The sequence below is a fragment of the Lactobacillus sp. UMNPBX4 genome, from assembly GCF_002554115.1.
Lineage (GTDB): Bacteria > Bacillota > Bacilli > Lactobacillales > Lactobacillaceae > Lactobacillus > Lactobacillus gallinarum.
Genome location: NZ_PCZF01000002.1, coordinates 24,634 through 36,884, shown reverse-complemented (window position 1 = coordinate 36,884; position 12,251 = coordinate 24,634). Strand labels below are relative to the sequence as shown.

Sequence of the window (12,251 nt, the reverse complement as noted above, 5' to 3'; positions counted from 1 at the left end):
CACCTAAAGACGAGGATGTGTCTTTTGATATACTTGTAAAATATGTTTTTGAGATAGATTAGTGTAAATTTGGGTAGTACTAATATCTGAGTGTCCCAAAATCTCTTGCACTACCCGTAAATCTGCCCCATTTTCAAGTAAGTGCGTTGCAAACGTATGGCGCAATGTATGGGGAGTAACATCTTTAGTAATTCCAGCAGATTGACAATATTTTTTTATCATTTGCCAAATTGCCTGCCGTGTAAGTTGCTTGCCTCGACTATTCAAGAAAATATGCTCATCATTTTGACCAGCTTTTAAAATTAATTGATCTCGCACATCTTGTTGATATTGCTTTATCCAATGCAAAGCAACTGAACTAATCGGTATCAAGCGCTCCTTAGAGCCTTTACCCAATACTCTAACTAAACCCAAATTTTCATGTAAGTCTTGTAATTCCAAATTAATCAATTCACTTACACGCATACCAGTCGCATATAAAGTTTCCAATATTGCTCGATCTCTTAAACCCAATTTTCGTTTAATATCAGGTTGTGCAAGCAAATCATTAATTTCTTTCTGATTTAGAGCTACAGGAAGACGTCGCTCTTTTTTAGGTAAATCAATTTCAAGCATTGGATTTAACTTCTGAATGTTTTGACGCGCAAGCCATTGATAAAATTTACGCATACTAGAAATGAGCCGACTAATTGAACTAGTAGCTTTATTTAAATCGTATTGTCTTGCTAAAAAGGCATCTACATCGCTAGCCTCTGTTGGCCAAGAATTCATACCCTCTTTTTTTACAAAAGCCAGGTACTCTTCCAAATCTTGACGGTAAGCAGTAATCGTATTATTGCTTAGGCCACGTTCAATTTGACTATAGCGTAAATAATCATCAATCTGGTCTTGTAGTTTATTCTTCTCCATCAGTATTCTCTTCTGGATCTTTAATTAAAGTGATAGTACCGGCAGTTTTATCTTCTTCGATTAAGCCTGCTTTGAGCAAATGACCTAATGCGCGCTTAAATGCGGATTTAGAAATACCGAAGTAACGCTTTATATCTTGCGCATCAGATTTATCGTAAAATGGTAAAGTTTTAGTCTCTCTTCGGCGCAAACTCATCAAAATCATCTGAGCATCATCGTCAATTTCTTCAAAAGCACGTGGCAAAGTGCTTAAATTTAATCGACCGTATTGACTGATACCAATAACTCTGCCCTTAAACTGTTCACCTAAGCGCATTGGACGAGGCATTTGTGATTCGTGTACAAAACCTAAATAATAATCATTAGTTAAAACAAAGGCACCAATTTCACGACTAGCATAAACAGTTCCGAAAACATTTTCATTATTCATTCCATTCGGAAAGTTTGCTGCTAACTGATCAAAAATATTTTCATCTGCTAACTTAGCCCAAATTCGATCCTTATAGTCGGTTTCTAATCGCACCAAAAGACGATCATCACGACGAGGCCATCTTTCCTTTTCTCGTGGCAAGTCATCCATAGATACTACCACATCTTTATCGGGTAATCCGACATCAACAAATACACCTAAACCCGGTCGAACTTCTGTTACCTTGCCCCAGCCATATTGATCAGGCTGAGCAAAAGGTAAAAACTGGGTCATTTCTCGATCATGAGACTTATTATCATAAATAAAGCCTTCTATTTCATCACCGATCTTAGGAATTTCGTCTTGGGTAAGCTCTTGCTTTTTTAGTTCATAAGTAGTGCCATCAATTTGTACATAATAGGCATTATCATTTTCATCAATTATTTTTCCTTTTGCAACAGTTCCAAGCATGTTTATAATCTCCTACTTTACATATTCTTTCATATACAAGTATAAAAGATATTTGCGCAAAATAAAATAGCCAGCTCGAAAGCTGACTATTTTTTTGATTAGCTAATCTATTTTTTATTTTATCTTTTAATTAAAGATTTGAGATTTCGCCTTGGTAGATAGCACCACGACGAGCATCAACAGTAATAGTTGAACCATCAGAAATCTTTTCAGTAGCGTTAGTTGCACCAACAACAACTGGGATACCTAATGATAAACCGATAACTGCTGCGTGTGAAGTCAAACCTGAAGCTTCAACAACTAAACCTGAAGCCTTCTTGATAGCTGGGTTGTAGTCTGGGTTAGTAGTCTTAGCAACTAAGATGTCGCCTTCCTTAACCTTGCTGTTAGCTTCTTCAGCTGAGTTTGCTACAACAGTCTTGCCGATAACTGAACCGTTACCAACACCTAAACCTTGAACAAGCTTGTTACCGATGATTTGTAACTTCATCAAGTTAGTTGTACCTGAGTCACCAACTGGAACACCAGCAACGATGATTACAAGGTCGCCATCCTTAACAAAGCCCTTTTCCTTAGCTACCTTAGCAGCTACTTCAAACATGTCATCAGTTGACTTAGGCTTTTCAGTCAATAATGGTTGTACACCCCAAACGATACCCAATGAGTGTTGGATCTTTTCATCGAAAGTCAAAGCAATGATGTCTGCGTTTGGACGGTACTTAGAAATCATACGTGCAGTGTAACCTGAGTTAGTTGCAGTAATGATAGTCTTAACACCTAATTCTTGAGCAGTACGTACAACTGATTCACCGATAGCTTCAGTTACATTTGAACCCTTGTAAGCTTCGAATCTTTGAAGTGCTAAAGTGTTACGCTTAAGCATTTGCTTTTCAGTACGTTCGTCAATTTCAGCCATTGCCTTAACAGCCTTAACTGGGTAAAGACCGTTTGCTGATTCACCTGAAAGCATAGTTGCGTCAGTACCATCAAGAACAGCGTTAGCAACGTCAGAAACTTCGGCACGAGTTGGACGTGGGTTTTCTTGCATTGAGTCAAGCATTTGAGTAGCAGTAATAACTGGCTTACCAAGTGCGTTAGCCTTGCGGATTAAGCTCTTTTGTACAAATGGAACTTCCATGAATGGAATTTCAACACCCATGTCACCACGAGCAACCATCAAACCATCTGAAACTTGTAAAATTTCGTCAGCGTTGTCAATACCTTCTTGTGATTCAATCTTAGGGAAGATCTTAACGTAATCTGCACCAGCTTCTTCACAAAGCTTACGGATGTCTAAGATGTCTTGAGCCTTACGTGCAAATGAAGCAGTAATGAAGTTAATACCGTATTGTAAACCGAACTTAATGTCGTCAGTATCCTTTTCAGTGATACCTGGAAGGCGAATTTCAACACCAGGAGCGTTAACACCCTTCTTTGAGCCGATAACACCAGTGTTTTGAGCTTCACAGACTAATTCTCTCTTTGAGTCGTCCTTTTCCTTGATCAAAAGGTCAACCAAACCATCATCGATTAATACGTGACCACCAACGTGAGTATCATCGTACAAACCTTCGTAGGTAACGTGGATCATGTCCTTGTTACCCTTCTTAGTGTCGTCCATTGATACACGGATCATGTCACCGGTATTAATAGTAAACTTACCACCTTCTTGTTCAGTGGTTCTGATTTCAGCACCCTTAGTGTCAAGGTCGATACCAAGAAGCAAACCAGTATCCTTTTCCACTTGACGAACCATCTTCATACGAGCAAGGTGTTCTGGGTGGTCACCGTGTGAGAAGTTGAAACGGAATACGTTTGCACCAGCTTTAGCTAAAGCAGTAATAGTTTCAATATCGTTTGAAGCTGGTCCTAAAGTACTAACAATCTTAGTTTTCTTCATTATTAAAAAAATCCTCTCCAAAAATCAACTAAATTAATATTTAGTCATTTCTTCATTTACATCCAACAACGCATAATCGCCATGGTGCTTTCCGTCAAACAGATCAAGAATGTCGTGGGTACCAAGTTGACCATTCTCCATGCCGACAGCTAAACCGCCCTTCCCATCGAGAAGCAACTTAACAGCATAGTTACCCATCTTAGTAGCATTTACTCTATCTGTGACAGTTGGTGAGCCACCACGTTGCATATGCGCAAGGACATTAGCACGAGCATCAAAATCGCCGTATTTAAGTAATTCATCCTTAAACTTATCAGCGGTCATGACACCTTCTGCTAAAACAATGATACCATGATCTTTGCCATCTGCAAAACCACGAGTGATAGTTTCTGCAATTTCTTTTACGTCGTATGGACGTTCAGGAATAACAATTGCATCTGCACCACTAGCTACACCAACACGCATAGCGATGTCACCACATTCACGTCCCATTACGTTAACAACGAAGACGCGGTGGTGACTACTTGCTGTGTCGCGAATCTTATCGATTGCGTCCATAGCAGTACGACAAGCAGAATCAAAGCCAATCGTGTAGTCAGTATAAGGAATATCATTATCGATAGTTCCTGGTAAACCAACTGAGTTTACGCCGTGGCGAGTCAAGGCTAAAGCACCATGGTATGATCCATCACCGCCAATAACGATAACAGCATCAATACCATGCTTCTTTAATTGCTCAACACCCTTTTGTTGCACTTCTTCTTGTGCAAATTCAGGGAAGCGGGCACTGTACAAGAATGTACCGCCTTCACTTATCTTGTGGTCAACATTTTCCGTAGTAAGCGGAACAAAGTCACCTGCAACCAAACCAGCGAAACCATAACGAATTCCAAAGACTTCAAGTCCATGATGGATAGCAGTCTTGGTGACAGCTCTAATTGCTGCATTCATACCAGGGGCGTCTCCACCACTAGTTAAAATACCAATCCGTTTCATGAATTCACCTCATCATGATTATTTTGTGTAATTTCTCACATCAAATAAATATTAACATTTTTTCACCCAAAAATCTCACAAAAATTGGGCTAAATTACGGTTTATTTTTATTTAAAAAATGTTAGCACTTACATGTATGGCAAGAAATAAATTCCTCTTGTCTAAAATTATTCTTTAAAATTTACTTTTCGCAAATTGGTAAGTAAATATTGCTTTTTATTTTGATCAAAACGGTCTCCTTGTACACGTAATCCCAATAAATAAATATCTCCTACCTTTAACTCTGTGCCAAATTTTTCATAAATGCGGGGAAAAATCACAACCTCTTGCTCTCCAGAAGTATCAGCAAAGCTAGCAAAAGCCATATTCTTACCGTTTTTAGTTCTAATTTGTTTAAATCGGATCAATTTACCGACTCCAACTCCCGATTCATTTAATTGGAATTGATTGAGCGGCCTACTATTGAATTTTTGAGCAAATTTTTGAACAGCAATTAATGGTGACGTAGTTGTGGCAAAACCTAAAACTTTTTCTTCCATTTCAACTTTTTCTGCACTCGTTGGCTCTTCTGCTGGCTTAAGCGGAGCATCCCCCAATATCTCAGATAAAGAAATATTTTGGCCTGTCAATTGCACATTAGCAATTATTTCATCGCAATTAATCAGCAATTCGTTACGATTCTTTTCAAGTTGATCAAAGGCTCCGGCCATGATCAAAGCTTTAATAGCATCAACCTGCAAAAACTTAGGATCTATTCGGCGAAGAAAATCATTTAATGATTTATACGGCGTGGTGTTATCGGCAATCTCTTTAGCAAAATCAACCCGCAAGCCTTTAATAGCCTTTAACCCTACTAAAATCTTTTTGTCTTTCAAGGTATATTCAAGGCTGCTGTAATTAATGTCAGGGGGCAGAATTTTAATATTAGCTTCCTGTGCATGCATAATATAATCCTGAGCTTTAGCTCCAGCTGCTGAATTTAGCATTGCCGTATAAAACGCAGCAGGATAATGGACTTTTAAGTAAGCTAGCCAGTAAGCAATCTTAGTATAAGCAACAGCATGTGAACGATTAAAACCATAATTGGCAAATTGCTCTATATATTGATATACCCGTTCAGCTACGGCCTTGGTATGACCTTGTTTAATTGTTCCAGCAATAAACTTACCTTTTTCCTGTTCAATTACATCTTGCTTTTTCTTAGACATGGCCCGCCGCAAAATATCAGCCTCGCCTAAAGAAAAGCCAGCTAAAATTTGCGCTGTTTGCATTACCTGTTCTTGATAAACCAAGATGCCATATGTTGGCTGCAATATTTTTTTTAAACTAGGATCAGGATATCTAACTGCTTCTTGCCCATTTTTTCTTCTGACAAAGGCATCAATATTTTGCATAGGACCCGGACGATATAAAGCATTCACCGCTACTAAGTCTTCAAAATTATCGGGATGCAATTTGCGCAAAACCTGGCGAATTCCTCCAGATTCAAATTGAAAGACTGCATCCGTTTTTCCTTGTTGAAATAGCTGCAAAGTTTGCGCATCATTTAAAGGAATTTGATTAGGATCGATCTTTATTCCTTGCTGGCGAATCAAATTCAAAATATTGCCTAGCACAGTTAGATTACGCAACCCTAAGAAATCGATCTTAAGGAGACCCAAAGATTCAACGTATTTTTTAGTCTGTTGCGTAACCGGTATCCCTAACGGACCCGCTTGCAATCCTGAAATTCCTGCGATTGAATTATCGCTAATCACTAATCCTGCAGCATGAATAGAGTAATGGCGCGGCAATCCTTCTAGACCTAAAGCTGTTTTAAAGAGCAATTTGTTTTCGGGTGTAGCATCGACTAATAAACGCAACTCCCTTGACTGTTGATATGCATCTTTTAACGTAATCTTGCCCTTTGAATATGGAATCGCATCTGCCCATTTCTTAATTTCGACCATTGTTAAGCCAAATGCTCGGCCTACATCACGCAATGCTTGCTTTGCTGCTAGCGTACCAAATGTCAAAATCTGTGCCGCATGATCCATGCCATATTTTTGATACATATACTTAATTACAGTATCTCTTTGAACATCAGGAATATCCAAATCAATATCCGGCATTTCATGACGAGCTGGATTCAAAAAACGTTCAAACAGCAAGTTGTATTCAATTGGATCAACTTCGGTAATTCGTAATGAATAAGAAACTAACGAACCACATGCTGAGCCCCGTCCTGGTCCAGTCGTAATTTGAACACGATGACAATAATTAATCACGTCCCATACAATCAAAAAGTAGTCATCAAACCCCATTTGATTAATGACGCGCAGTTCATAATTCAACCGTTTTTGATACTCTGCTGGAATTTTATTTTGACCAAAGCGTTGCTGTAAGCCAGTTTGAGCCAAGTAATGCAAATATTCTTCTGAAGTTGCAAACCTTTTTTGGTGATATTTAGACAAAACAGGCTTCTGAAAAACAACTTCTGCATTGCATTTTTCAGCAACTTGCCATGTATTATTCACTGCATCATCCAGATCAAATTCATGGTATCGCTGAAGCAATTGCTCTGCTTCAACTAAGTAATGTGATCCTTCTTGCTTAGCTAAAGGCAGCACATCCTGAATTTTATTTCCTGTAGCAATAGCACGCAAAGTTTTTTGTAAAAATTGATCATGTGGATTTAAGTATTCGCTATCTTCAGTTGCAAGTAAGGGTAAATCAAATTGCTTGCTTAAACTGCGCACATAATCAATATAATTCTGCATACTTTGATTAGCATACACGCCTAAATAAAGATCAGGCGTTAATTCTTTCAAATCTCGAATTAAATCACTACCTAATTGCTTATTTGTCTCAAATAAGTACAATAATTCGCTTTTAGTATTTGCAGGCACAACGAGCAATAAATCAGTCAAATACTTGCTTAAATCTTTTAGAGTTAAGACATTATTATTTTGTCCATTTTCAGTTAGTAGATTAATCGCACTCGATAAACGCAATAAGTTATGGTACCCCGCATTTGTTTTAGCAAACGCAAGCAAGTCATATTTCTGCGTACTATCAACTAAACCATTTAAACGCAGCTGCATCCCTAAAAGTGGCTTAATTCCCGCTTTTTTAGCCAATTCATAAAAATTAACCAAGCCATATGTTACGTTTACATCAGCTAATCCTACTGCCTGATAGCCTCGTTTCTTGGCCGTTTCGATTAAATCTGGAACTTTTGTAGGACTATCTAGCAAAGTAAACGAACTTAGGTTTTGAAGTGTTGCTACTTGCATAAAATAACCACCTTTCACTGCAGAAATTTATCAAATTAAGTATAACAAATTGCATTAATCTCGTTTGAAATTGCGCCTTATTTTTGATAAAATTCTATCCGAAAGAAGGAATCAATATGGGTCGATATCTAGTCACAATTGTATGGAGCATAATCTACATGTTTGTTGTAGGCTTTATTGCTGGTCCTTTAACTCAAAGTGCCTCATTCAACACTAACGATGTCAAAACTTGCTTGGTCGTTGGCCTTATCTTCGGCATTCTTTTCTCAGCAATTATTGCAACTATTACTGCTCATTCACACAAAGACAACAGTAAATACAGTAAGTTAAAATAATTATTTTAAAATTAAAACACGTGAGAATTTCAAAGTTCTCACGTGTTTTTTGTCTTCTTAATAGAATTTATAGTTTTTCTTGGTGTCTACTTGTACATCGCCATGAGTTAAGTATTCGCTAAACATTTGAACATAATCTTTATCAAGTGTCATTTCGATTTTGTCCATACTGTATTCAGGATAGAATCCACCACCCATTGCACGATAATTATTGACAGCTAAATGATAAATCTTATCGTCTTCAATTGGCTTGTCATGCAAAGTAAGCTTAGTCAGACGTTCACCCTCTGGCTTAGATAAATCAGCTTCATATTCAACTGGATAAAAGACATCAAAATGATAAAGCATTGGCTTAGGTTTAATCCAGCGATCGATGAAGCCAATCTTGCCATCTTTGTCTTTCTTCAAAAAGCCAGCGCTATGTTCAATAATATGACGCAATTCTTTACCAGTCAGTTTAACGCGACAAAGTTGGTTAGCATATGGATAGTTTAACAAAACATCACGCATAGTAACTGTCTCATTAAAACCTTTAGCATTTTCACTCATAACAGCAGTGGCAGAGACATCGGCTTTTGTAAACCATAATTGCATTTGTTGAATCAAGTTGATGAATGGTGCCCCCTCAATGCGGCCTTTCATGGCATTTTCAATCCGTGCAGGCTTATTTAAGTGGGCTATAGGCTTGTCTAACCATTCTTGAGTTCTCTTGTCTAAATCGGCAATTTTCTCGACTACAGCAGGATCTGGATCATAGTCCTTAGTATTAATCAACTTAGTAGTCATATTGGTAATTTTCTTAGTGTTATCATCAACATCTACAATTACTTCCGCAACTGCTTCTCCGCGATAACCTGGTTGAACAATTGCAGTATTTTTAGTAACTACATTCAAACGACGGTGTTGGTGACCAGTTAAAAAGACATCTACTTCAGGAATTTCAGTTAAAATCTTATAGCCTTCATTTTCACCACGATGTGGCTCAGTAGCTTCGCCAGTTTCTGGATCACTTTCAAATCCACCGTGGTACATTACAGCTAAAATATCTACTTGTGGCCGTAAAATTTTGGCATAATGCTTAATCTTTTCATATGCGGATGCAAATTCTAGACCAGCCACATTTTCTTTAGGTTCCCAATGAGGAATATATTGAGTGGTAATACCTAAAATACCAATCTTTAAGCCGTTTCTCTTAATGATGATATATTCACGACCAAAAAACGGCACCTTAGTTTCAGCATCTAAAACATTGTCATTAATAATTGGAGCCTTATTATTATCAACGTAATAGCTTAAATAATCTAATCCAAAATTAAAATCATGATTACCCAAACAACGTGCATCATACCCTACTGCATTATATGCTTCAGTAAATTTGCGTAAATCACTATAATCACCAGTAGAATGAGCATATGAAGCAAGTGGAGAACCTTGAAGGCAATCACCAGCATCAGTGACAACAACATTATTATCACCATACTTTTTCTTTTCAGCTTTAATCACTGAACTAACTCTGCTTAAACTAAAAGGTGCATTATAATCAGTTTTATTTTGATAATCTGTTGGCAGTAAAAAGCCATGAGTATCACTAGAGTGTAAAAATACTAATTTCATCTTTCTGTTTCCTTTTCTTAGGCATAAAAAAAGACACCATCATTCCAGGTGCCTTTTAATTAGTTATTGCCGTTATCGTTGTTATTTACAACTTGACGACCCTTGTAATAACCCTTTGGTGAAACACGGTGGCTTAAGCGGTATTCACCAGTAGTTGCATCATAGTGCATTGCTGGAACACTCAACTTAATATGACCACGACGTGAACGTTTCTTTTGTTTAGAAGTATGTCTTGCAGGAACTGCCATTTAATTGATCTCCTTTATTGTAGTCTTAAGCTTCAGGATTAATTAACCCTGAATTACTCACGTGATTCAATCATACTATTCAATTAAGAATAAATCAAGATCTATTCTTGGTTCTTCTTGTTTTTATTTAAAATTGAACCGAAATATTGCTTATCTTTCTCTTTTTTATCACGGCCGAAAAACCAAGCAATAATCATCCCAATAATTACCATCACTACCAAAATAACGATTAATGGCAATCTAACTTTAAAAAAGCCAAAATTAATTGCTACTGGTGCGGTATTTAGAACGACGAAAATTACCGCAATTAAAGCGATAATTGAGCCTATAATTAGATTCTTCTCTTTTTCCATTTCCAATTACTTTCTAGAAGCAAATTTTAAAGAAAGCTTATCACCAAGTGCTGGGAATAAGTTGTAAAGTTTTGCCAATACAGCCAAGCTTAATGGCAAATTAAGTTCACGCTTATCGCTGCCAAAGAAATGGACAACTTGCCAAGCTACATCATCTGGATCAAGCATAAACTCTTGTACATTTTCCACATAGTTGCCTGTCTTATCAGCAATGTTAAAGAAGTTAGTGTAAACAGGACCTGGGTTAACTGTCATCACTTTAACACCGAATGGCTTAAGTTCTAGACGCAGTACATTTGAGAATTGAATAACTGCAGCCTTAGAAGCGCTGTAAGCAGCTGACTTAGTAGTTGGAACTTTACCAGTAATTGAACCGAAGTTAATGATTTGACCGGTCTCTTGTTCCATCATGACGCGACCGACCAATCTAGTGAAGTACATCAAACCTAAAACATTTACTTGGAATATGTTGGTTACATCTTGCATCTTTTGTTCCATAAATTCTTCGAACTTACCAAAGCCTGCACAGTTAACTAAGAAATCAATATGCTTAACTTGCTTGGTGATTTCATCAAAAGCCTTTTCAATATCATCAGGCTTGCCCATATCTGTTGGGAAAACGTAAGCTTCTGCACCAGATAATTCTCTAGCTTCTGCCGCAATTTCGTCCAGACGTTCTTTTCTTCTAGCAATCAAAATGACGGTAGCACCGCGGCCAGCACTTTCAAGAACAATTGAACGACCAATACCGCTTGAAGCACCAGTAACAATAACAACTTTATTTCTTAATGAATCTTTCATTCTTCTGAACCTTTCATTGGAATATTAACTTGATCAAAATCATTAACTAATATTGTATTCGGGAAAACCTTCTTAGCTTGACTCTCAAGTTTTTTGGCCTTGCTACCCATATAACGAGCAGAAATATGACTCAAGCATAGCTTCTTAACATTTTCCTCTTTAGCAATTTTAGCTGCTTGAACAGAAGTTGAATGGTAATAACTATGAGCCAGCTTAGCTTCATTCCCGGCAAAAGTTGACTCATGAACTAAAACATCAGCATCCTTTGCCAAACGAGCAATACTTGGTGTAGACCGAGTATCGTAAATAATGGTGACAATTCTACCTGGCTTTTCAGCACCTAAAAAGTCCTTGCCATTTAGCACCGTTCCATCAGCTAAAGTAACTTGCTCACCTCGTTTTAATTTACCCAGAAGTGGGCCGTTAGGAATATTATACTTTGCTAGTTTATCAATTAAAAGTTCACCAGGGTGAGAATCTTCCACTACTCTAAATCCAAAACTAGGTATTCTGTGATCTAATCGATCAGTATAAACACGAAATCCCTTATCCTGACAAATTAAACCTGGTTTAGATAATTCCACAAATTTAATTGGATACGATACTTTAGTTCTTGATACTTTCAATGAAATTTTAACAAATTGTTCAATACCAGCAGGACCATAAATAGTTAATGGACCTACATCCCCTTGAAACGATCGAGTTGAAAGAAGTCCTGGTAAGCCAAAAATATGATCACCATGATTATGCGAAATAAAAATTTTCGTAACTTTTCTTAATCTAATATTTGTTCTCAAAATTTGATGTTGAGTAGCCTCCCCAACATCAAATAGCCAAATTTCATTTAATTCATCTAATAACTTAAGCGCGACACTTGAAACATTACGCTGTTTAGACGGCTGTCCTGCTCCAGTGCCCAAAAATTGTAATTCCATGAAAA

Annotated in this window: 11 protein-coding genes; 1 reads left to right on the top strand and 10 read right to left on the bottom strand. The window is 37.4% G+C overall.

The genetic code is table 11. The features are described from left to right. Nucleotides 1-3: 3 nt before the first annotated feature. The 5 genes from xerD to CP355_RS00695 all read right to left on the bottom strand — a co-directional run bounded on the left by xerD (nt 4) and on the right by CP355_RS00695 (nt 7,960). Nucleotides 4-909, bottom strand: a complete 906-nt coding sequence (gene xerD / locus CP355_RS00715; RefSeq protein WP_098043673.1) for a site-specific tyrosine recombinase XerD — start codon at nt 907-909, stop codon at nt 4-6. Continuing rightward, the gene (locus CP355_RS00710) at nt 896-1,789 is read right to left on the bottom strand and encodes a S1 RNA-binding domain-containing protein (RefSeq protein WP_098043672.1); all 894 of its coding nucleotides are present in this window, start codon (nt 1,787-1,789) and stop codon (nt 896-898) included. The genes xerD and CP355_RS00710 overlap by 14 nt, the downstream gene beginning before the upstream one ends. Before the next feature lie 130 nt (nt 1,790-1,919). After that, nucleotides 1,920-3,689: a pyruvate kinase gene (gene pyk / locus CP355_RS00705; RefSeq protein ID WP_025005736.1), complete on the bottom strand. Its 1,770-nt coding sequence runs from the start codon at nt 3,687-3,689 to the stop codon at nt 1,920-1,922. 33 nt (nt 3,690-3,722) lie between these two features. Further along, nucleotides 3,723-4,685: a 6-phosphofructokinase gene (gene pfkA, locus CP355_RS00700; protein ID WP_025005735.1), complete on the bottom strand. Its 963-nt coding sequence runs from the start codon at nt 4,683-4,685 to the stop codon at nt 3,723-3,725. 167 nt (nt 4,686-4,852) lie between these two features. Further along, on the bottom strand, nt 4,853-7,960 hold the full coding sequence (locus CP355_RS00695; protein WP_098043671.1) for a DNA polymerase III subunit alpha: 3,108 nt from the start codon (nt 7,958-7,960) through the stop codon (nt 4,853-4,855). Nucleotides 7,961-8,076: 116 nt separating this feature from the next. On the opposite strand from CP355_RS00695, the gene CP355_RS00690 reads away from it, so the two are divergent. After that, nucleotides 8,077-8,295 (top strand): YjzD family protein, encoded by a 219-nt coding sequence (locus tag CP355_RS00690; protein ID WP_025005734.1) that lies wholly within the window; start codon nt 8,077-8,079, stop codon nt 8,293-8,295. A gap of 57 nt (nt 8,296-8,352) precedes the next feature. On the opposite strand, the gene CP355_RS00685 is transcribed toward CP355_RS00690, so the two are convergent. The 5 genes from CP355_RS00685 to rnz all read right to left on the bottom strand — a co-directional run bounded on the left by CP355_RS00685 (nt 8,353) and on the right by rnz (nt 12,246). Continuing rightward, nucleotides 8,353-9,909 carry a bifunctional UDP-sugar hydrolase/5'-nucleotidase gene (locus CP355_RS00685; protein ID WP_098043670.1) on the bottom strand — a complete coding sequence of 519 codons (1,557 nt, stop codon included), beginning with the start codon at nt 9,907-9,909 and terminating at the stop codon, nt 8,353-8,355. 59 nt (nt 9,910-9,968) lie between these two features. Beyond that, nucleotides 9,969-10,157 (bottom strand): 50S ribosomal protein L32, encoded by a 189-nt coding sequence (gene rpmF, locus CP355_RS00680; protein ID WP_003547064.1) that lies wholly within the window; start codon nt 10,155-10,157, stop codon nt 9,969-9,971. Nucleotides 10,158-10,258: 101 nt separating this feature from the next. Continuing rightward, entirely contained in the window at nt 10,259-10,510 is a 252-nt protein-coding gene (locus CP355_RS00675; protein WP_025005826.1) for a lipopolysaccharide assembly protein LapA domain-containing protein, read from the bottom strand. Nucleotides 10,511-10,516: 6 nt separating this feature from the next. After that, the gene (locus tag CP355_RS00670; protein ID WP_025005825.1) at nt 10,517-11,311 is read right to left on the bottom strand and encodes an SDR family oxidoreductase; all 795 of its coding nucleotides are present in this window, start codon (nt 11,309-11,311) and stop codon (nt 10,517-10,519) included. Next, nucleotides 11,308-12,246, bottom strand: a complete 939-nt coding sequence (gene rnz / locus CP355_RS00665) for a ribonuclease Z (protein WP_025005824.1) — start codon at nt 12,244-12,246, stop codon at nt 11,308-11,310. Before rnz ends, CP355_RS00670 begins: the two co-directional genes overlap by 4 nt. Nucleotides 12,247-12,251: the final 5 nt, after the last annotated feature.